The organism is Clostridium sp. LS3, assembly GCF_055330225.1.
Window position 1 is genome coordinate 2741137 of record NZ_CM143921.1, and the last position, 21471, is coordinate 2762607.

General features: G+C 26.4%; 22 protein-coding genes and 1 other annotated feature. Of the genes, 3 read left to right on the forward strand and 19 right to left on the reverse strand.

Annotated elements, in window-relative coordinates:
- Nucleotides 1-200 precede the first annotated feature (200 nt).
- The 6 genes from ACZJV1_RS12850 to ACZJV1_RS12875 all read right to left on the reverse strand — a co-directional run bounded on the left by ACZJV1_RS12850 (nt 201) and on the right by ACZJV1_RS12875 (nt 5977).
- Nucleotides 201-1409 carry an ABC transporter permease gene (locus tag ACZJV1_RS12850; protein ID WP_460288239.1) on the reverse strand — a complete coding sequence of 403 codons (1209 nt, stop codon included), beginning with the start codon at nt 1407-1409 and terminating at the stop codon, nt 201-203.
- On the reverse strand, nt 1399-2079 hold the full coding sequence (locus ACZJV1_RS12855) for an ABC transporter ATP-binding protein (RefSeq protein WP_463650383.1): 681 nt from the start codon (nt 2077-2079) through the stop codon (nt 1399-1401). Before ACZJV1_RS12855 ends, ACZJV1_RS12850 begins: the two co-directional genes overlap by 11 nt.
- A 1-nt stretch (nt 2080) precedes the next feature.
- A complete protein-coding gene (locus tag ACZJV1_RS12860) occupies nt 2081-3157 on the reverse strand; it encodes an efflux RND transporter periplasmic adaptor subunit (RefSeq protein ID WP_463650384.1) in 1077 nt (358 codons plus the stop codon).
- A 201-nt stretch (nt 3158-3358) separates the two neighbouring features.
- Nucleotides 3359-3763 (reverse strand): hypothetical protein, encoded by a 405-nt coding sequence (locus ACZJV1_RS12865; RefSeq protein WP_463650385.1) that lies wholly within the window; start codon nt 3761-3763, stop codon nt 3359-3361.
- Nucleotides 3764-3882: 119 nt separating this feature from the next.
- Complete coding sequence (locus tag ACZJV1_RS12870; RefSeq protein ID WP_463650386.1) at nt 3883-5217, reverse strand: sensor histidine kinase; 1335 nt, start codon at nt 5215-5217, stop codon at nt 3883-3885.
- Between the two features lie 70 nt (nt 5218-5287).
- Complete coding sequence (locus ACZJV1_RS12875) at nt 5288-5977, reverse strand: response regulator transcription factor (protein ID WP_463650387.1); 690 nt, start codon at nt 5975-5977, stop codon at nt 5288-5290.
- A 177-nt stretch (nt 5978-6154) separates the two neighbouring features.
- Here ACZJV1_RS12875 and ACZJV1_RS12880 point away from each other — a divergent pair, with 177 nt between their 5' ends.
- Nucleotides 6155-7339 carry a YibE/F family protein gene (locus tag ACZJV1_RS12880; RefSeq protein ID WP_463650388.1) on the forward strand — a complete coding sequence of 395 codons (1185 nt, stop codon included), beginning with the start codon at nt 6155-6157 and terminating at the stop codon, nt 7337-7339.
- A gap of 117 nt (nt 7340-7456) precedes the next feature.
- A complete protein-coding gene (locus ACZJV1_RS12885; protein WP_411168300.1) occupies nt 7457-7627 on the forward strand; it encodes a hypothetical protein in 171 nt (56 codons plus the stop codon).
- Between the two features lie 92 nt (nt 7628-7719).
- Here the strand turns inward: ACZJV1_RS12885 and tyrS are convergent, their stop codons facing one another.
- The 4 genes from tyrS to ACZJV1_RS12905 form a co-directional block, all read right to left on the reverse strand.
- Nucleotides 7720-8928 carry a tyrosine--tRNA ligase gene (gene tyrS, locus ACZJV1_RS12890; RefSeq protein ID WP_463650389.1) on the reverse strand — a complete coding sequence of 403 codons (1209 nt, stop codon included), beginning with the start codon at nt 8926-8928 and terminating at the stop codon, nt 7720-7722.
- Nucleotides 8929-9059: 131 nt separating this feature from the next.
- Nucleotides 9060-9328, reverse strand: a binding site (T-box leader).
- Between the two features lie 113 nt (nt 9329-9441).
- The gene (locus ACZJV1_RS12895; RefSeq protein ID WP_463650390.1) at nt 9442-10824 is read right to left on the reverse strand and encodes a DUF4179 domain-containing protein; all 1383 of its coding nucleotides are present in this window, start codon (nt 10822-10824) and stop codon (nt 9442-9444) included.
- Nucleotides 10808-11329, reverse strand: coding sequence for an RNA polymerase sigma factor (locus ACZJV1_RS12900; protein WP_463650391.1), 522 nt, complete (start codon nt 11327-11329; stop codon nt 10808-10810). The genes ACZJV1_RS12895 and ACZJV1_RS12900 overlap by 17 nt, the downstream gene beginning before the upstream one ends.
- An 88-nt stretch (nt 11330-11417) precedes the next feature.
- Nucleotides 11418-12029: a C40 family peptidase gene (locus ACZJV1_RS12905; protein ID WP_463650392.1), complete on the reverse strand. Its 612-nt coding sequence runs from the start codon at nt 12027-12029 to the stop codon at nt 11418-11420.
- A gap of 444 nt (nt 12030-12473) precedes the next feature.
- On the opposite strand from ACZJV1_RS12905, the gene ACZJV1_RS12910 reads away from it, so the two are divergent.
- Nucleotides 12474-12953, forward strand: coding sequence for a hypothetical protein (locus tag ACZJV1_RS12910; protein ID WP_463650393.1), 480 nt, complete (start codon nt 12474-12476; stop codon nt 12951-12953).
- A gap of 146 nt (nt 12954-13099) precedes the next feature.
- Here the strand turns inward: ACZJV1_RS12910 and ACZJV1_RS12915 are convergent, their stop codons facing one another.
- The 9 genes from ACZJV1_RS12915 to ACZJV1_RS12955 all read right to left on the reverse strand — a co-directional run bounded on the left by ACZJV1_RS12915 (nt 13100) and on the right by ACZJV1_RS12955 (nt 21389).
- The gene (locus ACZJV1_RS12915; protein WP_463650394.1) at nt 13100-15097 is read right to left on the reverse strand and encodes a fructose-1,6-bisphosphatase; all 1998 of its coding nucleotides are present in this window, start codon (nt 15095-15097) and stop codon (nt 13100-13102) included.
- 135 nt (nt 15098-15232) lie between these two features.
- Nucleotides 15233-15793, reverse strand: a complete 561-nt coding sequence (locus ACZJV1_RS12920; protein ID WP_463650395.1) for a hypothetical protein — start codon at nt 15791-15793, stop codon at nt 15233-15235.
- A 211-nt stretch (nt 15794-16004) separates the two neighbouring features.
- Entirely contained in the window at nt 16005-16580 is a 576-nt protein-coding gene (locus ACZJV1_RS12925; RefSeq protein WP_460288257.1) for a hypothetical protein, read from the reverse strand.
- 151 nt (nt 16581-16731) lie between these two features.
- The gene (locus tag ACZJV1_RS12930; RefSeq protein ID WP_463650396.1) at nt 16732-17568 is read right to left on the reverse strand and encodes a PhzF family phenazine biosynthesis protein; all 837 of its coding nucleotides are present in this window, start codon (nt 17566-17568) and stop codon (nt 16732-16734) included.
- Nucleotides 17569-17769: 201 nt separating this feature from the next.
- A complete protein-coding gene (locus tag ACZJV1_RS12935; protein WP_463650397.1) occupies nt 17770-19071 on the reverse strand; it encodes a DUF2812 domain-containing protein in 1302 nt (433 codons plus the stop codon).
- Nucleotides 19061-19387 carry a PadR family transcriptional regulator gene (locus tag ACZJV1_RS12940; RefSeq protein WP_411168310.1) on the reverse strand — a complete coding sequence of 109 codons (327 nt, stop codon included), beginning with the start codon at nt 19385-19387 and terminating at the stop codon, nt 19061-19063. Before ACZJV1_RS12940 ends, ACZJV1_RS12935 begins: the two co-directional genes overlap by 11 nt.
- Before the next feature lie 218 nt (nt 19388-19605).
- On the reverse strand, nt 19606-19890 hold the full coding sequence (locus tag ACZJV1_RS12945) for a hypothetical protein (RefSeq protein WP_463650398.1): 285 nt from the start codon (nt 19888-19890) through the stop codon (nt 19606-19608).
- Nucleotides 19891-19942: 52 nt separating this feature from the next.
- Complete coding sequence (locus ACZJV1_RS12950) at nt 19943-20500, reverse strand: hypothetical protein (protein ID WP_463650399.1); 558 nt, start codon at nt 20498-20500, stop codon at nt 19943-19945.
- 1 nt (nt 20501) lies between these two features.
- Nucleotides 20502-21389 carry a hypothetical protein gene (locus tag ACZJV1_RS12955; RefSeq protein ID WP_463650400.1) on the reverse strand — a complete coding sequence of 296 codons (888 nt, stop codon included), beginning with the start codon at nt 21387-21389 and terminating at the stop codon, nt 20502-20504.
- Nucleotides 21390-21471: the final 82 nt, after the last annotated feature.

Consider the following 21471-nt stretch of genomic DNA (forward strand, 5'->3'; position numbering starts at 1 on the left):
TCCTCCTAAATACATAACAAATAAACCTTTATAAAAAGGCTAAAAAATGCAAATTTACAATTTAAGTTAAATTGGTCTAAACATAAAGGCTTTTCCCTCCAATTATTTCATTATAATTTTATTATATCCTTATATTAAAAATAATAAATAGCTTATCTAAATTTTTACAAAAAAGAAAGTGGATTATAAAAATCCACTTTCTATTTAAGTATATCAACAGTATTTGCATTAGCTGCTTTCCTTGCTGGAATAAAACTTGATGCAAGACCTATAACAATTGATATTCCTATTGCTAATAAGCCTGTAAATAAGCTTGGAGTAATTACTAGCTTAAAGTACATTGAAATAATATTTGCTAATATTATTCCAAGAATATATCCTATTATGCCTCCCATAATAGTAATTACTATACCTTCTATTAAAAATTCTCTCCTAATATCTTTCTTCCTTGCCCCTAGAGCTCTTTTTATCCCTATTTCTCTAATTCTTTCTGAAACTGATGTATACATCATATTCATAAGTCCTATTCCTGCAATAAATAAGGATATTCCTGCAACAGATGCAATAAACATAGTTATAGTATTAAGAACTCCTCCTAATAATTTAACTATTCCGCTAGTGTCAGTAATTTCATACTTTCCTTCTACCCTATTTCCTTCAATAGAATTTAATGTATTTTCTATTTCTTTTATACTAGCCTTTACATCAGCACCTTCTTTTAATGTTATTTTTAATGACTCTACTTTCTTTGAACCAGCAAAATATTTATTATATGTTTCCTTTGGAACTCTTATGTCTCCTCCCATATCGAAAAAGCTTATTTCATCTTCTGGTGGAGCCTTTTTAATACCAACTATCTCAAAGGCCATTCCATTTATAGTTGCTATTCCTCCTACTAATTCTTCTGGCTTATCAAAGCTATTTTTTAAAGTTTGTTCTGCAATTAAAATAACCCTCTTTTTAAGCATATTATCATTGCTAGTTAAATTTCTTCCCCATAATTCTTCACTCTTGTCAGTCTCTTCAACTGCTTTAGCTAATGCATTTATGTTTTTACCTCTTATTTCACATTGAATAAACTCACCAAAAGAGTTATTACTATACTGAAGCTCAACTGACTTTACAGAATCTAAAGCTTCAACTTCAGTTTTATGCTTGTTTTTAAAAAACTCCATGGTAGAAATGTCTTCATTAAAGGTTTTAGGATTAAAAGTAGCCATAAGAACAACAGCTCCATCTGTTTCTCCAGTAAATTCTTTAATGGTTTTATTTTTATAACCTTCTCCTAATGCTACTATTGTAATAACAGCTGCTATACCAATGATTATTCCTAGCATAGTTAATATAGATCTTTTTTTATTTCTATTTAGATTCCTTAAGGCAGCAAAAACTAATACTCTAAGCTTCATTATTATCTACCTCCTTAAGTTGTCCATCAAAAATCTCTACAATTCTTTTCGCCTGTCTTGCAACATTAATGTCATGAGTAATTAAAATAATTGTTATTCCTTCTTCGTTTAACTCGTTAAATATTCCAATTATCTCTTTTGAAGTTTTACTATCTAATGCTCCTGTAGGCTCATCAGCTATAATTATATCTGGATTATTTACTAAAGATCTAACTATGGATATTCTTTGTTGCTGTCCTCCAGATAATTGATTAGGATATTTATTTATCTTATCTAAAAGTTTTACTTTATCTAAAAGTTCACTTACTCTATCCTTTGTTTCTTTTATTCCTTTTCCCATGTATAACATAGGGAGTTCTATATTTTCCTTAATAGTTAATCTATCTATTAGGTTAAAATCCTGGAATACAAAGCCTATTTTTTCATTTCTTAAGTTACTAAGCAAATCGTCATTAAGGGTCCTTACTTCTTTTTCATTAAGTAAATAACTTCCTCCAAACTCTTTGTCTAAAAGTCCTAGTATTTTTATCATAGTAGATTTTCCTGAACCTGATGGTCCCATTATAGCTAAGAATTCACCTTTTTTAACTTCTAAATCTACATCTTTTAAAGCATGTAATTTTTCTTCACCTGAAGAATAGTACTTGTTTATACCCTTCAGTTTTATCATATTATACTTCCTCCTTACTATCTTCTGAAGGATTTGTCAGTATTTTATCTCCTACTTTTAAGCTATCATTTTGAATTAAATAGTTATCATCTTCTAATTTAGCTACTATTTCAACCTTCTTATTAGTTTCACCCTCAACTAATTTAACATAAAGCTTTCCATCTTCTTCTATAACAGATTCTTTAGGAATTGTAATTTGCCCTGGATTTACTGTTAGTTCTACACTAAAACCTATCTTTATACTTTCATCTGGCTTTACGTAAAATTTATAAGAAGTCGATTTTTGATCAACTGACATAGTCGGAATTTCCTCAATTTTTGTTATTTTACCTAAAACCTTCTTGTTATTACTTACAACCTTTATTTCAACCTTATCATCAACTTTAAGCTTATCAACATCAAACTCTGATGCCTCTGAAGCTATTAATGGATCATTTGCTATTATTTTCATATATTCTTTTGTTGGATCTTCAGTATTTATATATACTGTCCCTGCAATTTCTGCTTTTACAGATTTTACAACCTTTGCATTTAAAGAATCTCTTTTAGATACAAGTTCATTTAAGTTTTCCTTTAAATCTTCTACCATACTTTCTGGCTCTAGAGAAACACCATTTTGTCCTTGCATAGCTACTTGTCCTTGTTCCGCTGTTTGCGCTGGCATACCTATTGTTTCTTGTTTCACTTCACCCAATTTGCTTACTCTTTGCTTTTCTTTTTCAATTTTTGAATTTAAGGAATTGATTTGTCTATTTAATTCATCAACTTGATCTTGAACCATTTCATTATAGTAATTAAAAAGAACTGTATCCTTTTCTACATATTGTCCATCTTTAACAAATACTTCATTTAATTCACCGTTAGTTTTATCTAAAATTATTTTCTGCTCTTTGCTTATGATACTACTTCCCTTAAACTTTAAGCCACCAACATCTTCTACTTCAAAATAGTTAACTTGTTTTTTCTCTTTATCAGTGCCTACTTTCATTTTATTTTTTACATATAAACCACCAGCAATAGTAGCTATTAAAGCTATTACAAATATAGTTACTCCTATTATTACCTTCTTTTTTTTCATAAAATCACCTCTAATATAATTACTTAAATAAAAAAGTGGACATATGTAAGTCTACTTATTCCGTCGCTTCGCTCCAAGTTAACGCAAAGTTACATATGCCCACGTACAAACTGAAGATAAGGAAATTATAAAAATTTTATAATTTCCTATAATATAAATAGAGTAAACTTATAAAGATAAATTTACTCTATTAGTACATAATTATTCTTTAATAAAATATATATCTCTTTTTTTGTATATAAAGAAAGCCATCAATCCTGGGAAAAGTAAATTTAACGGTGTATATATATTAACCCCAACAGTTATTGCTCCATATACAATCGATAAAATTTGTGTGGCAAAGAATAAAATTACTCCTATAGATTTTCTACATAAAATTAATACTACTGATATAATTATTATTGCTGATGTAATTAGTGTTATTAAAATTTGTGCAGTAGTTACTTGAACACCTGTCCCTGTTTCTGCTAGAATCTTGTTTGTTTGATCTTTAAATAACAGATTTATTATTGATCCTAATAGTGTAAAACCCAGTCCTATAAAATACAATATAGATATGGTAATTATACCTGCCCCTAGCTTTTTCTTTTCTTGAATTTCTTCCATTATTATTCCCTCCATTTCCATTAATACACCTTTTTATACTACTACTTCCACTAAATAAAAGCAATTTTCCACGCCTTAAGTTTTTCTTAAATTTCCTTGCTTAAGTATCTTTATCTCTTTTAATTTCCATTATATTTAGGTAAAGCTATTTTAAACTCACTACCAAAGCCTTCTTTAGATTTTAATATTATTTTACCTTTATGAAGTGCGATAATTTTTTTAGTAATAGCTAAACCAAGTCCACTTCCTCCACTTGATTCTCTGGCACTATCTCCTCTTACAAATTCCTCAAAAACATTATCTTGTAAACTATCACTAATTCCTATACCATTATCGCTGATTATAATTTCTATTTCTTCTCTGCTATTATTTAACCCAATAAATAAAGTTGTATCTCTTTTATTATACTTTAGTGAATTAGTAATTAAGTTTCCAATCGCTCTTTCTAACTCTTTAGAATCAAAATAACAATAAATAGGTTCTTCTTGAATATCTATTTCTAAATTAAATTCTGCCTCTTCAATTTCTCCATAATAAAGTGCCACTATATTCCTTAAAAATTCGCACATATCTTTTTTTTCCATATGTAGTTTATAATCAACATTATCTAATTTAGTAAATAAGAATAACTCATTTATTAAATAGTTTAATCTTAATGTTTTATTATAGATATAATTTAAATATATATTTTTCTCATTATCATCTTGCACAGTTCCATCATTTAAAGCTTTTGAATACCCCATTATAGATGTGATTGGTGTTTTAATATCATGAGCTATATCTCTTATCATATCCTTCTTACTTTTTTCGATTTTTTCTTTATTTTCATTAGCTATCTTAATTTCTTCTACCATATAGTTAAAGCTATCCTTTATTCCATCTATTTCTTTATATCCTTTAAAATCTAGCCTTACCGATAGATTTCCTTCTCTCATTTTCTCTAATCCTAAATTTATTTCATTTAAAATCTCTCTAATTCTTCTTATATATCTATAATAAATTCCCCATAGAGCTACTATTATAAAGACTACTGCTAAAACTATTGAATATCTTAAAGTTTCAGCAACTCTTCTTCCTAAACTCTTTTCTTTAAATTGTTCTTTTAAAAAAAAGTCACCATTAGGTATTTTAACTACATATAAATTATTCTCTTCTCTATATACCTTTGCATCATAAAATTTTTCTTCTTTCTTTAGCTGTTCTTCATATGAAGTAACAATATTTAATAAGCAATAATCATTTATATTATCTTTCTTTTCTCCAATTACATTAACAACCTTATTATTTTCTATAACTTCTATCCATCCACCTACTTCTACAATTCCTTCAATATTAAGATCTTTATAATCTTTAACAAAAAACTCTTCCTCCATCAATATTTCTTCTTCTTTTGTTAAAGGGATTCTAGATGCAATTCCCCAAATTGAAATAAAAATAAATAATATTAAAGCCATAATAAAAACTATTATTGTATAAACATAATTGATAATAAAAATTCTACTTAAACTTCTACTTTTGAATAAATTATTTATCTTCAAATCTATAACCAATTCCTCGTATTGTTTTTATGTATTTATTAGCTTTATCATCATCTTCTATTTTATCTCTTAAATTGCTTATATGAACCATTATTACATTATCATCATAGAGATAATCTTCGTTCCAAACATTTTCAAATATTGTTTGTTTAGTTAAAACCCTGTTTCTATTTTCCATAAATAATTCTAACATTTTAAACTCTTTTAAAGTTAATGTAATTTCTTTTCCATCTTTAGTTAAAATAATTTTTTCTTTATCTAATATTAAATCTCTACTTTTTATAATTTTTTCAAAACTATCTTCCACATTCAAAGAATAACACCTTCTTAGCTGAGCATTAACTCTAGCTATTAACTCTAGTGGTTCAAAAGGCTTTGTTATATAATCATCAGCTCCTACATCTAATCCTAAAACCTTATCATAATTTTCACATTTAGCTGATATAATTATTATTGGTATATTGCTTGTACTCCTAATTTTCTTTATTAAAGAATACCCATCTATTCCTGGCATCATTAAATCCATAATTACTAAATTAATTTTTTCTAATTTTAAAACATTTAAAGCTTCATTTCCTTCATATGCTTTAAATATAGAATAGCCTTTATTTCTTAAATACAGGTCAATCAAATCTACAATTTCTTTTTCATCATCAACTATTAATATATTTATCATATATGTCCCCCTATGATTTGTAATTAAAACCTTCTCATATTATAATACAGTATTATCCATATTGCTAAAAATAATTAATAATCAAATTATTTCTAACAATATTTTCCTTATGTAATTTACCTTTCATATATACTATACTATAATTATTATTGTATATAAATTACTTTGGAGGATAAAATGGGTAAAAAGATTGAGAAGAATAAGAAACAAAAAAAAGGTTATTTAAATCAAAACGTTATTTTAGTCCTTGGTGTTATATTTTTTAGCCTACTCCTTATAGGTATTTCAAAATTTATATTTAAAAGTGGTTTCTTACCTGACAAATATAATGGAAATATGAAATATTATAATGCAGTTGTTAAAGAAGTATTAAGTGAGGACTTAGCAAAAGATCCTTTTCTAGAAAATGTTGAAGTTGGATTTCAAAAAGTACTTGTTGAAGTTTCATCTGGCCCTTACTCTAAAACTTTACAAGAAATAGAGAATCCAATAAGTAGACTATATAACTTAAAGGTAAAAGAGGGAACAAAAGTTATAATTGGAGTGTCTGAAAAAAATGGAACTACTCAATTTAATTTATATAGCTATGATAGAAGCAATATGATTTATTTGTTAGTAGCAATATTTATACTTTCAGTTGTAGCAATAGGTGGAGTTAAAGGCGTTAAGTCCTTGGTTGCACTAATATTTACTTTAATATGTTGTGTATATTTGATGGTTCCTTTAATGTTAAGGGGAGTAAATCCTATAATGGCTGGAATAATTATGAGCACACTTAGCATAGTTATCACTCTTATATTAGTTTCTGGTTTCAATAAAAAGACACTAACTGCTATTTTAGGTACTATTTCTGGTGTTGTTATTTCTGGGATAATAGCTTACATTTTTGGTGCATTAACAAACCTTTCTGGTTTAAATATGAGTGAAGCTGAAAGTTTAATGTATATTGCTGAAGATACAGGTTTAAAAATTAGAGGAATAATGTTTACAGGGATTCTAGTAGCTACTCTTGGTGCTGTTATGGATATTGCCATGTCAATTGCATCCTCTATATTTGAAATTCATAAAGTAAATAGCAAAATAAGTTTTAATGATTTATTTAAAAGTGCTATGAATATTGGTAAGGATACGATTGGAACAATGACAAACACCTTAATTTTAGCTTTTGCTGGAGGATCACTAAGTATTTTAATTTTAGTATTCTCAGCTAATATGCCTTTTAATAAAATGATAAATTTAGACCTTTTAGGTATTGAGATTATTCAAGGCTTATCTGGTAGTATTGGAATAGTTTTAGCAGTACCAATTACGGCACTTATAGGATGTTATTTATGTAAAAATCAAATTAAGTTTAGAAAATAAGATACAAGTTATACCTCTATAAATAATAAATACTATATTAAGCTACATTTTAATAATATTTTTTCAGTACCTTATGGAAAAGCTAATATAGACAACTTATATTAGGAGGGAACTAAAATGGATAATAATAAACATAGAAGAAAAGATCGTCCTAAATCAAATGCTGAACTTAGAAAAATGTATTCAGAATCCGGCTCTGAAATCGGTATTGAGAATGGAAAAAAGAAAGGTGCTCACTCTAACGGTAAAAAGTTCACTAAAAGATCAAAGTTATCACATAATAAATAACTTTAATATGCTAATTTATTATATGATAACTTTATAAAAATAACCCTGTCCTAATTGACAGGGTTATTTCTCATTACTTTAAAAAATTAATTTTATGAATTAATTTCTATCTTTACAAATTTCTTTTTGCCTATTTTTAATACATCTCCAGAAGATAAATTTATATTCAAATCATTTATTTTTTCTCCATTAATTTGAACTCCACCTTGTTCTACAAGTCTAGTAAATTCTTTTTTACTCGGAACATACTTTTCTTCTATTAATTTAGAAGTAATATCCTTCAATAAATTATTTTCTACACTTAAGCTAGGAATATTATCTGGTATTTCTTTTTTAGCAAATGCTGAATTATAAAATTCTATTGCTTCATTTAAAGCCTCTTCTGAGTGATATAATTTTGTTATTATTTTAGCTAATTCTAATTTAACATCTTTTGGATTTTTGCCATTAATTAGTTCATTCTTTATTTTATCTATTCTATCTGGATGCTCATCTGTAGCTAGTTCAAAGTATTTTATAATTAAATTATCTGGAACTTCCATTATTTTTTTTAACATTATATTAGCAGGTTCATTTACACCAATGTAGTTCCCAAGACTTTTACTCATTTTTTCAATACCATCTAATCCTTCTAAAATAGGCATAAACATTGCTATTTGTTGTTCTTGTCCCATAGTTTTTTGAAGAGTTCTTCCCATTAAAATATTAAAGGTTTGATCTGTTCCTCCAAGTTCTATATCAGACTTTAAAGCAATTGAATCATAAGCTTGCATCAAAGGATAGAAAAATTCATGAATTCCTATTGGAATATTATTTTTATACCTTTTCTGAAAATCATCTCTTTCTAATACACGAGCAACGGTAGTAGTTGCAGCTAAATTTAAAACTTTGTCAAAAGTTAATTTTGAAAGCCACTCACTATTAAAACGAACTTCCGTTTTATTTTTATCTAAAACTTTAAATATTTGTTCCTTATAAGTTTCAGCATTATTTAAAACCTCTTCATCAGTTAATGCCTTCCTTCCTTTTGCCTTTCCTGTTGGATCTCCTATTTTACCTGTAAAATCTCCAATAACTATTACCGCTTTATGACCTAGATCTTGCATTTGTTTAATTTTACGTAAAACAACAGCATGACCAAGATGAATATCCGGTGCACTTGGATCAAGTCCTAACTTAATAATTAATGATTCATTATTTTTTTCAGCTTTTTCTAGCTTTTTTCTTAATTCTTCTTCATTAACTATTGTGTCTACTCCCTTTTTAATGATTTTCATTTGCTCTTCAATTGTTTTTTTCATCTAAAACACTCCTCTTATATTATTTAAAATATAAGCAAGTTCTATAAGACTAACTTTGTAAAAGCTACTTGATAAAAGTATCTGAACCAAGATAAGTATTTTTAAAAACAAAAAACTCCCGTCCCTTATATCAAAAGGACGAGAGATAAATCTTCGTGTTACCACCTTAAGTTCATAGACAATTCACATTGCCTACCTTTTCGAGTACTCCATTATTACCCAGGTAATACTCTAGCACTATAACGTGTGCAAGGAATACGTCACAGCCTACTAAACCTTAAAAGTCATTTGGTGTGAAGCTCAAAGATGTATTCATAATTAGCTTAACTTGCACCTCTCATCAACCGGCTACTTTCTGTAAGCTTTACTAACTACTACTTGTTCTTATCACAGCTTTTAATTATCTTATACTCCGAATTATAAACATTTATAAATCTTCGTTATGCTTATTAATTAATATGGATTATATATCTTATTTACTTTATTGTCAATATTTTTTAAAAATTCAATTAACTAATAATCAATTTTTATATTTATAGTCCTATCTTTTTTCTTAATATCTAATGCTTTATTATTGGAAATAAATAATTTTTCACTATTAGATAACTTCTCTCCTTCTCCAATGTACAGCTGTCTTCTCATAAATATAAATTTTCTGTAGTCTTGGCCTAAATAATCTTTTATATTAGCTTTATGAATTGATTGTTCATATGAAAAAACACCATCATACGGAAGTATTTCATAAATCAAGTATTTATCAAACCATATTTTTTTATACTTACTCCAGTAAGATATATCCACTACTTCTTTCTTTTCATTATATTTTAACTCTTCTATAAATAAATTATCATTTACCCAAGTATCTTTAATATTACTCTTAATATCAATATTTAGAGCTTCGCTAAAATTTGCTGATGCTATAACTATCTTAGCCTTATTAAATTCATCTATGGCTAAGTCCTTTAGAACAAAGTTTTCAACTATTCTAATACCATTATTTATAGTTTCCTTTTCATCATGTACAACTACACCCATTCTCTCAATGTTTCTACCTTCTATATTAGGTCTAAAATATATACCTTCATTAAAAAAGCTTCCATAATTTTTTTGAATAGCCTTAATCTTTTCTTCATTATTAGAAACTACTGAATAGTCTAGATTTATAGCTAGAGGGCTAACTCTCAAATTATTTACTATAAAGCTTACTCCATCTATTTGAATTTCATTATTTTCTGGCTCTATATTCTTAATCTTAACTATCTTAGATGAATCTATATCTACAGTTATCTCCTTAACTTCACCTTCCTCTGTAATTTCTAATGTAAAATCCTTTTTATTTTCTCCTATTTTAAATGTCCATACACTTAATGTATCTCCATTTTTGTCTTTTTCACTAAATGCACTTGAACCCGATGCAAAATCCCCATTGAAAATTCTTATATCAGATTTAGGTTTAGTAGAATCATATTCTTCAGGTGGCACATCTGTTGGTAAAAACCTATCTGCATAAGTAATACTTCCCCTCATAAAAACAGAAATATACTTATTATCATAAACAATTGCTTCTATTGTTACTTTTTTACCGTTACTAAATTCTACTGATTTATTAACATCTTGAAGTTCTCCTTTATTATTAAGCTTTTTTACGTAGCTATTATAAGAAAAATAATCATCATATCCCATTAACTTTTTTATCATTGCAGAAACTGTACTTAAATTAAAAATAAACATAACTGCTATAAATATTATAGCTATTTTTACATATTTATTATTTAAATTTATTTTCTTTTCTCTTTTTGCATCATCTAATGCTTCTTTCATTAAATTTTCAAATTGCGGTGGAGCTTTTAAATCTTTTTCTTTTAGATTATTTAATTCTTTATCTAAATCCATCATTTACATCACCACCTATAATTTTTCTTATTCTATTAATTCCTTTATTAATTCTGGATTTAACTGTACCTAAGGGAATTTTCATAATTGTTGCAATTTCATCATAAGAATAATCTAAATAATATCTAAGCCTGATAACTTCCTTTTGATTTTCATTTAAATTTTCTATAAGAGATTTTAGATAAATTTTATCTTCTGACTCCTTAAAAGTATTTTCTTCTGATATATTTTCTAAATCAATCTCTTCATACTTCTTCCTCTTTGATAGTTCATTTTTACATAAATTAACTAGTATCGTTTTACTCCAACTATAAAAAGAATCAAGCTTTTTAAGCTTTGGAATTTCTTTATATAAAACTACTATCATTTCTTGTAATATATCTAAGGCATCATGTTCATTTTTCATATATACATAAGCTAATTTATAATAGTTATCTTTTTGACTTATAATTAGTCTTAAAAGAGCTTCTTTATCCCCATTTATAGCTTTCTTAACCTCAAGCTCCAAGCCTCTTCCCCCTTTAACCTTGTACCTTAAATTATAAGTATATAACTAAGAGTTTTATATAGATAAAAAAGTTCCCTTCTCTTTGTAATTATTTTAGTGAGTTTATATAATCGATAGGTCTATATATTACGCTGTCTTCTCCTAAATAAAGATCTCCATTCTTTACCCCTCCTAGTGGATAAGGTAACTTATTATATGCATTTATAATTTTTCCTTTTCCTTTATATAAAACTACATGTCCTGGAGTAAAAATTAAATCTCCAGGTTGTATATCTTCTTTATCAACTTCATATCCTTGCAATGTTTCTTCTTGATCATAAGTTGAATATCCGATTTCAACTCCTGTTACTTCTTTATATGTCCAATAAGTTAATCCAGAGCAATCGAAGGCTTGATTTCCTATATATGTTTCTCTCTTTAATGGATAATAACTTTCTCCATAGTATCCTATTAATTCATCAAGCCTTTCACCAGTCATAATCTCACCTTTTCCACCCCATACGTATTGAAAGCCTACTTTTTCTTCTGCTAATTCAATAACTTTATTTACTACTTCCTTGTCTTCTTCTGTCATATTTATTCCTTCATTTTTATACTTATTTCTTGAGTTTAAATTAACTACTAATCTAATACTTACTAATATCAATATAATAATAAGTATTGAAATTATTATCCTACTTTTATTTAATTTTCTTCTCAATATACACACCCCCTAATTACTATTTTTACCATTATATAATTTAATTTTACCTTGTTTTTCTTAATTTTAATAATTAAGTTTTAATTACAAAATAAGCAAAAGGACATGCTATTCATTTATAATATGTCCTTTTGCTTATATAATATTTAAATCATATTTACTTCCCATTGATATTAATGGCTTTAAAAAAATCCTAGTATTTCATTCGGTAGAGCTTCACTTTGAAAGTCTTATTCTACTATCCTAATTGGAAATCTCAAATAAAACAGTAAATTAATATATATAATAGAAAAATATTCTTTTCTACTTATATTATGTTAAACTTAATATAAGTAAAAAAGAATATTTTGTAAATTAACTAAATTCTTAAAAGCATAACAGAGTTATTTTCTTTATTAAGAAGCATTAATATTCTTAAGCCAAGAAAGGAGGAAAGGATGACATATGAAAATAAAAAATAAAACTTACATTGTAATAGGTGTAATCATTAGTGTACTAATCTTATCGTCTTATATCTATGAAAAGATAACAGAACCCTTTCCTTCAAAAAGACCTACTGTAAATATTAAGTATCAAGGAAATAAACTTTATACAAAATCAGGAGATGAAAATTGGTTTAATCCTAAATTCGGTGGTAATTCTATAATGAGGGGTAGTCCTTATGAGATAGGAAAAGAAATGGATACTTTTTATGCAAACCCTGGAGATACTATTGAAGTTTCATTTTCTTTAAAACCTAAGGAAGTATATATTATAAATTTGGAAGACAAACCTAGAAAAGATTGTGATGAAAAGAAGTTAGGCTCATCAAATAAGTACTCAATTGAGCTACCAACTGAGAAGGGTGAATATATTATTGAAATATATGGTCGTTGGGATAGCACTCATACCTCTTCTAATATATTTAAAGTAACCATTCAATAATATATAATTAAAATAATAATTAAAGAAATTAAAGTATTGTTATAAAAGGACCAGTGTATAAACTTTGTATAATAAACATAGCCATCTATCATATTAGTGATAGATGGCTATGCTTACTTTTTATTTAAAAGCAAGCTTATCTCATTTTATTTTATTAAGCCTTTTCTATATGCTGTAAGTAGCATCTTTAAGTCTCTTATTTGCCTTTTTAGCTCTAACCCAATATCAGTATCTTTAACTCTTCTTCTTTCTAAATTTTTTTCTACCACAGTAATTGTAGAAAGAATGTCTTTTTCATTTACTATAGCATCTTCTATTGAGTCAAAGGGTTCATGAGCAACTAACTGAAATCCATATGAATTATATATAAGAGTGTATCCAGCTATTCCTGTATGACTTCTGTATGCTTTAGCAAATCCACCATCTATTACTATAAGTTTACCATTTGCTTTTATAGGGCTTTCTCCGCTTTTATTTTTAACAGGTACATGTCCATTAATTATTCTTCCCTCATTGGAGTTAATTCCAAACTCTTCAAGAATTGTATTACATACTGCTTCATCATCTCTCCATTTATAATATGGATTCTTATATTCCTTATGTGTAGTTTTATCATCTATAAAATATCTTTCAAATGTAGTCATTTGTTCTTTACCAAAAAGTGATGAATTAGAGCCCGTCCATAGATACCACATTATATCCATTCCATATTCTCTTTCCTTAGTATCTCTTTTACTAAAGTACCCTTCTCTTGCTAAGGATTCAAGCTTTTCTAAAAGAATTTTTCCACTATATTCTTTTCCTTGTATAGTCATACTTTTAAAGGTTTTATCCTTATTTAAAGGTATACATCCATGTAATAAAAGACTATCATTATATTTTAAATAAATGCTTCCTTTTTCAAAAAGAAAAGAAATATGCCTTTGTAATTTCTCACTATTAATAAAAGAAGACTCTAGTTTTTCAATTAAAATCTCTTCATCCCTTGTAAGCTTAAATGGATTTCCTTTATCTATAGTAGGAAAATTTTTATCATTAAGTTCATATATATTATTATTTAATTTAATAATTCCCTTATCATAATCTATATTATTTAATAATAATCTATGTTTCATTTTAAATTCTGGATTTCTTTCTATTACTTCATTTTCAAGTTTAAATTGAATAATAGTTATAGCTTTATGCATTTTAGCTATTAAATCTATCTCAAAATTATTATAGCTACTTTTATCATTTGATTTAGGAATAAAATTTTTACATGGATCATCTTTGTAATACTTAAGTGCAAAGGTTGCTAATGGCAATATGTTAATTCCGTAAATGTCTTCTATTATATCTAAATTTGAATATCTAGCTGAAATCCTTAAAACATTAGCTGTACATACTCTTGAACCTGATGCCGCTCCCATCCAAAGTATGTCATGATTTCCCCATTGTATATCAACTGAATGATAATTTATAAGTGTATCTAAAATTATATCCGGCCTTGGGCCTCTATCATATATATCTCCTAATATATGAAGTCTATCAATAACTAATCTTTGTATAAGCTTAGCTAGTGCAATTATAAATTCATTTGCCCTATCAATATCAATAATTGTAGTAATTATCTTATCATAATACTTTTGTTTATCTATTCCATTTACTTGTTCATGTAATAACTCTTCTATGACATAAGTAAAATCTTTTGGCAGTGCCTTTCTCACTTTTGACCTTGTATATTTAGATGACGCATATCTGCATAATTCAATAAGCCTATACAAGGTTATTTTGTACCAGTCACCAATATTTTTTTCTTCTTTTAAAACTATTTCTAATTTTTGTTCTGGATAATAAACTAAAGTTGCAAGGCTTTTCTTTTCACTGTCCATTAATGTATTTCCAAATATATCTTCTATTTTTCTTTTAACTGTCCCAGATCCATTTTTCAAAACATGAATGAAAGGCTCATATTCTCCATGTATATCACTTAAAAAGTGCTCTGTTCCTTTTGGTAAATTTAAAATTGCTTCTAAATTAATGATTTCTGTAGCCGATTCTGCAATGCTTTGATATTGTTTTGATAATAATCTTAAATAAGTTTGCCTTGATATATCTTCTATTAGTATATTTTCATCATCAACTTCCTCATTATATCTATCCATTCAAAATCCTCCTATACATTTAACTTTATTATATAATAATTTCAGTAACTATTGTAAATTTTATAAAAATATAGTTAGATTAAAATGAGCTGTTGAAAATTAAACAGCTCATTTTAATTATTAATCACTTTGTATTTATTTATTACGATATCGACATGGATCATAATTAAATACTGCTTCAAAATTATAATAGTTACATCCATCAAATGCTAATAGAGGTAATATATCAATTTTACCTGGCTTCAAACATTTTTTAGGAACGAATAATATTCCTGCATTTAAAATATAATAGCTTCCAAGAATACCTCTCACTTTGCTACACCTTTTATTATAGTTAGGGCCTATATACTTGACACTAACAGCTCCACAACTCTTTGATGATGATGCTAAAAAATATTGAACTTTTCCTGGATATACGTATATCACTTTATTTTTGGATTCAATATGCATTTCTAATTTACAATTAGCTTGAAGTAATGTTTTATTCTCACATGACCATTTTTCTTCATCTTCTTCCATAGATGCCTTTGCTTCATCATTTATATCTTCAACCAACTCTAAACTTTCGTCCCCATTTTCAGTCTCGATAGCTATATTAAAGTCATTTTCAGTCTCAATAGCTATATTAAAGTCATCTTCACTATATTCAGTCTCAATAGCTATATTAAAGTCATCTTCACTATATAATGTTTCCATTAATTATATCCTCCCATTACTATAGAATCATTTTATAATAAAATTTCAAATCCTATACTAAGCCCACAATATAATATGCTATTTTATTTAAATCTAGCATATTAATTAACTTTAAATATAGTTTTTATTCATTAAATAAAAACTACTGCATTATGCAAAACAGACATCTTAAATGCCAATTTAAGATGTCTGAATACTTACGGCCTATAATTTATTTATTACAACATTTACATGGGTCAAAAGTAAATACTACATCAAACTTAAATTTATTACATCCATCAAATGCTTCAAAAGGTAATACATCAATTTCACCAGGTTGTAAATCTTTCTTAGGAATAAATAGAATTCCTGCATTTAGTATGAAATAAGTTCCAAGGCTTCCGCAAACCTTTTTAAATTTTGGATTAAATCCATGTCCAATAAATTTAACCTTAATTTGTCCACAACATTTTGATGAAGTTGCTAAAAAATATTGAGCTGTTCTTGGACATACATATATTATTTTATTTTTAGGCTTAACGTGGATCTCTGATTTACAATTAGCTTCAAGTCGAGTGTGTTTAGAATCTGGACATCTATCTTCTTTATCTTCCATTTCTTCTTCACATTTAATTTTGTGTGCTTCTTTTTTTGTAGGTCTAGTTTTCTTTACATATTCCCACATTTCTTTTTCATCTTCACTCATTCCTATTTGTTTTTCTGAATCTTCTTCCAATTCTAAATGCTCTTTTACATATTCCATTTCGCTAACTGTATCTAGTTCAGTTTCATCATATAGTATTCTCATTAATTATATCCTCCCATTATTAAAGAATTACCCTTATAATATAATTCTTAATATTTTATTAGATATAATATCCTATGTTTATCTACTTAATCTGACACATTAATAGTGCTAATTTTTAATGATTTCACTAAAAATTCCTATAAATATTTATTTATATATATAATTCTCCCTTAAACACTACAACTGCCTCACCACTTAACTCTACTCTGTTATTTTCTAATACTTTTATTAAAATTTCTCCACCTCTATTTGAACATTGATAAGATAACATTTCACTTTTATTTAATATGCTACTCCAATAACTTGCTAATAGAGTATGTACTGATCCTGTAACTGGATCTTCATTTATTCCTGCCCAAGGATTAAAGTATCTCGATATAAAATCGTATTTTTCACTTCCTTTACAAGTAACCCCTATTCCTTTTACATTAGTATTAAAACTTAACACTTTTAGTTTTTCGAAGTTTGGTTGTAAATTAATTATTTCCTCTTCGCTTTCTAGTTCTATAACAAGTTTTCTTGTTTTTTCACCTATTATAGCTTTAAAATATTTTTTTATTCCCATAGCTTTTAAAATATCTTCTGTTAATTCAAAATTTAAAGGCTTGTCTATTGGAAAGTCTAAACCTATCTTCTCATTTTCCCTTTTAGCAATAAGAGTTCCACTTTTGGTTTGATACTTTATTTCTTGCCCACTTATGTTGAATTCATCAAATAGTACCTTTGAAGTTGCTATAGTTGCATGTCCACATAAATCTACTTCTACTTCAGGAGTAAACCATCTTAAGGAAAAGAAACTACAACTATTTATATCAGAACACTCTAATGGTTTAACAAATGCTGTTTCTGACAAATTCATTTCCTGTGCAATACTCCTCATCAAATCATCATTTATATCTTCTTCTAAAATACAAACTGCTGCTGGATTTCCTTTAAAAGCTTTATTTGTAAATGCATCAACTTGATATATCTTAATTTCCTTATTCATATTATTCCTCCAGATAATTTTACTTTTAATAATTAAATCTACTTTACATTATATATTCTTTGAATGAATTAATATTTAAAATAATAATTTAAATATATCACTAAACTCTGCTACTTTTGAAGAAAAATTTTACAACTAAATATAAATAGAAGTGGATTCAATAATATGAACCCACTAAACTTGAAGCTTTCAATTAAAAACTCATAATTTAAATAACTTTTTATAAACAATATCTATTAATTCTTCTTCACTTATCTCCTCTATAGTTGATATTTCCATCATTTTATTAGGAGAAACTATAAAATATTGATGACCATGTTCGTTCATATAAACTTTAATATCTTCAGGTAAATTAGTTTCTTTTTCTATATATTCTACATCTATCTTATTTGCAAAGCTCATTTCTTTATTAAAGTTATATCTAACTGCCCATTGGTATTTACTTTCAAATAAACTATAGCTTAAATGAACCTTCTCTCCTGAATTACTATAAAATAAATAAGATGCTAAAGGACTCTTTTCCTCTCCTAAAAATACTTCTTCATCTTTATTTTTATCATTGAAATCTCTAAGGCTTAATATATGATTTTCCTTATTTAATTTTTCATTACTTATATAGGTTCTTGTTAATACGCTTGCAAAAATCATATTTGATATTGTAACAAAAAATATCAATGTTATTATTGTATAAGTTCCAATAATTATCCACTTATTATTTTTGTAATTTTTATTTTTTATAAAATTTATTATATAGTTAGATAAAATTCCTAATAATAACATAACAATTATTAACTTTATTACCCATAAATCTGATGTTATAGTAAAACCTATTATAATCGCTATAATTATTGTTAATTCAACTTTGTAAATTATTCTTTTTATTAAGACACCGACTTCAAAATCATAATATACCTTTTCATTTCTTTTTAAACTATTTCTTCCTTTAATATCAAATATAATAAATCTAATTAATCCTATAAATTCATGTATAGTAAAAAACATTACAATCAATAAGCTTCCTAGAACTAACGTGCTTGCTAAAAAATGTGCATCTGAATTTCCAATAGTTATAATATATTGAGTATATAGAAGACTTATTAAAGTTATTAGGTTTAAACAAACATATTTCAATGAAGCTTTACGGATAGTATTAAACTTCTCACCTTCATCAGTATGAATATCTATCCTCCCTTCCTCACTTTCACTGCTGTAAATTTGTATTTTTTCTCTTTCGCAGACAAATTCCCATCCGGCTTCCTTACAGTATTCTCTGTAGCCTAAAGCTTTATCACTATCTTTTCCATCAAAAAAAGATATACTATCCATTATATCAACTGAGTACTTTACTACCTTAGGTTCTCTTTTCTTAAACTTTAATAAAATACCAGTTATACTTTCTAACCTCCAGCCCCTTAATGCCATACTTTCTAAATATTTTTCCAAAGATTTATATTCATACGGCAAAAAGTTATATATTACCCATTTGCTATCCCTAAACATCATAACTATCTCCCCCTAAAAGCAATTTACCATCTTCAACCAAAGTAATTAAACGACTATATTCTTCCTTTAATGTATTTAGGCCTTTATCTGTAATAATGTAGCTTCTTTTTCTCCCAATTACTTCAGTTTCCCGAATCATACCCTCCTTTTCAAATTTTCCGAGTAAAGCATATAAAGTTCCTGGTCCTACTTTAACTCTGCCATTAGATATTTCATCCACGCTCACCATAATATCTACACCACATCTCTCTTGTAGCAAAGACATTAAAATATAATACATTGGTTCAGTTAAATTCTGAAACTGTTCTCTTGCCATCTGAAATCACCCCTAACATCGATACTCGATATTGTTAACAAAATACAATATAACTATTGGATAATCTTACTTTTATTGTAATATCGAGTATCAATATTGTCAATATATTTAGTAGGTTTTATTTTCATTAAATCTACTAAATGTATACTATCTTCAATAGCTTCATAGTCTCTAAAATAAAAAAAGCTCTTCAATTAAACTGAAGAACTTTTTTAATATTATTTATTATCTAAGGGTAAAGAGCTTAAACTCACCTTGTTTTTATCATCTTTTGAGTTTTTATATTTGTCCTTTTCTTTTACAACATTATTTAATTCTATATAAGAGTTAGTTATTTTTGATGAATACTCATCAAATATTACATCTTCATTAGAAAAATCATCATTTATTTTTAATTTATCTAAATCTCTGTTCATACCTAATGATGTATTTCTATTGAAATTATTATCTGATAAATTTTCAGATTTTTTAAGTTGTAACTCATCTAATATATTTTTAATCATTAATAACACCTCCATATCTCTATAAAAGTATTATTTGTAAGTTTATATTAATTTATTTAACTATTTGCAAATCATCTTTATATAACCTTTTAAAAGATAACATTATCCATATTATTATTAGTAATGCATATATTACAATTACTACTCCTACCAATTCTGACATAAATATAAAGTTAATATTACTTACAATTACTACAACTGGATATAAATAAATATACTTTATCGCCTTATCTTCATATTCTATTCCTAGATAACTATTATATTTTTCAGATAAAATTTGTGAAGTTCCTTCTAAAAGCTTTAACATACTTAAAAATTCTAAAATACTGCCTATATTAAAAAATATTGTATTTAAAATTATATTATTAGATGAGGTTTCTATACTCATAAATGGTAATATAAAAGTTATAAAAGCAATAAATGCTTTTATATTGTTTAATTTCAATGATATATTAAGTGAAATATTGTCATGCTCAATTAATATTTCCTTTATTCCTGAGCATATAATTAATATTCCAATAAAGTTTGGTAAAAGTTTAATTGATCCTAAATTAAAGTGAAAAGTTGTAAAAAACATCCCCCAAAATATCTTTTTATATCCATTCATCATTTTATATCTCCTCCGTACTTCTTAGATATTTATATATATCATAAAAACTAAAGTTAGGATTATACATTATATTGTCTATTCTTTTTTTATATTCTTTCTCATTTCTATCTTTAAAATAAATAACTGGTTTTATATCATAACTATATAGCTTCATTGATATATCGCTTATATCAGAAAACTTATATGTGAAATATAGATTTTCATTTCCATTATAAATTGTATCCCTTGAGTCTAAATTTCCTATCTTATTTATATTAAAATCAAAAAATTCTCCTATCTCTGAAAATAATGATGAATATACATTTGATACCCTTATATATTCGCTAACAAATATTCCTTTTTTAGAAACTCCGCTAGTATCGTTAATATCAGCCATACTAGTAAGAGGACCTTCATTTCTATCATTCTTATAAAGTATTATCTTTCCTAAATCTAAATCCATAGTAAGACCATCATTAAAAGTTACAGTTGCTTCACTTAATACAATATTCTTAGATAAATCATATTCATAGTTTTGTGAGTTTAAGTTCAGAAAAACTGTATGAACACCATATCTTCCATGATTCTCAATATTATCATTACTATAATCATAAAACCTCATTAATCCTCCTGAATTATTTTCACTTGCATAAAAATTCAATTTGGGTTCCTCTTTAAAGGTTATAGATGATACTTTTCTTTTATCTTCTCTATTTGCTATGTATTTTAGTTCAATATCATAACCTGAAGTAGATAGAGAACCCTCATTTTCTACAATTTCAACTTCTTTATAATTTTTCAAAAATACAGGCTTGTCTAACTTCAACTTACTTAAAATTAAAAGTGATATCAAAAAAGATATAACTATTAACGTAATAGAAATCTTTAAAGCTTTATCAATATTTTTCATTTTATCCCCCTAAATACCTAATCTAAATAATAGCCTCAAATTAATTATACACTAAATTTACAAATCATCCTTTATTTGCACA

Coding starts and splice junctions, on each gene's coding strand:
- ACZJV1_RS12850 (WP_460288239.1), bottom strand. CDS start 1,409: ATGAAGCTTAGAGTATTAGTTTTTGCTGCCTTAAGGAATCTAAATAGA.
- ACZJV1_RS12855 (WP_463650383.1), bottom strand. CDS start 2,079: ATGATAAAACTGAAGGGTATAAACAAGTACTATTCTTCAGGTGAAGAA.
- ACZJV1_RS12860 (WP_463650384.1), bottom strand. CDS start 3,157: ATGAAAAAAAAGAAGGTAATAATAGGAGTAACTATATTTGTAATAGCT.
- ACZJV1_RS12865 (WP_463650385.1), bottom strand. CDS start 3,763: ATGGAAGAAATTCAAGAAAAGAAAAAGCTAGGGGCAGGTATAATTACC.
- ACZJV1_RS12870 (WP_463650386.1), bottom strand. CDS start 5,217: ATGGCTTTAATATTATTTATTTTTATTTCAATTTGGGGAATTGCATCT.
- ACZJV1_RS12875 (WP_463650387.1), bottom strand. CDS start 5,977: ATGATAAATATATTAATAGTTGATGATGAAAAAGAAATTGTAGATTTG.
- ACZJV1_RS12880 (WP_463650388.1), top strand. CDS start 6,155: ATGGGTAAAAAGATTGAGAAGAATAAGAAACAAAAAAAAGGTTATTTA.
- ACZJV1_RS12885 (WP_411168300.1), top strand. CDS start 7,457: ATGGATAATAATAAACATAGAAGAAAAGATCGTCCTAAATCAAATGCT.
- tyrS (WP_463650389.1), bottom strand. CDS start 8,928: ATGAAAAAAACAATTGAAGAGCAAATGAAAATCATTAAAAAGGGAGTA.
- ACZJV1_RS12895 (WP_463650390.1), bottom strand. CDS start 10,824: ATGATGGATTTAGATAAAGAATTAAATAATCTAAAAGAAAAAGATTTA.
- ACZJV1_RS12910 (WP_463650393.1), top strand. CDS start 12,474: ATGAAAATAAAAAATAAAACTTACATTGTAATAGGTGTAATCATTAGT.
- ACZJV1_RS12915 (WP_463650394.1), bottom strand. CDS start 15,097: ATGGATAGATATAATGAGGAAGTTGATGATGAAAATATACTAATAGAA.
- ACZJV1_RS12920 (WP_463650395.1), bottom strand. CDS start 15,793: ATGGAAACATTATATAGTGAAGATGACTTTAATATAGCTATTGAGACT.
- ACZJV1_RS12925 (WP_460288257.1), bottom strand. CDS start 16,580: ATGAGAATACTATATGATGAAACTGAACTAGATACAGTTAGCGAAATG.
- ACZJV1_RS12930 (WP_463650396.1), bottom strand. CDS start 17,568: ATGAATAAGGAAATTAAGATATATCAAGTTGATGCATTTACAAATAAA.
- ACZJV1_RS12935 (WP_463650397.1), bottom strand. CDS start 19,071: ATGATGTTTAGGGATAGCAAATGGGTAATATATAACTTTTTGCCGTAT.
- ACZJV1_RS12940 (WP_411168310.1), bottom strand. CDS start 19,387: ATGGCAAGAGAACAGTTTCAGAATTTAACTGAACCAATGTATTATATT.
- ACZJV1_RS12945 (WP_463650398.1), bottom strand. CDS start 19,890: ATGATTAAAAATATATTAGATGAGTTACAACTTAAAAAATCTGAAAAT.
- ACZJV1_RS12950 (WP_463650399.1), bottom strand. CDS start 20,500: ATGATGAATGGATATAAAAAGATATTTTGGGGGATGTTTTTTACAACT.
- ACZJV1_RS12955 (WP_463650400.1), bottom strand. CDS start 21,389: ATGAAAAATATTGATAAAGCTTTAAAGATTTCTATTACGTTAATAGTT.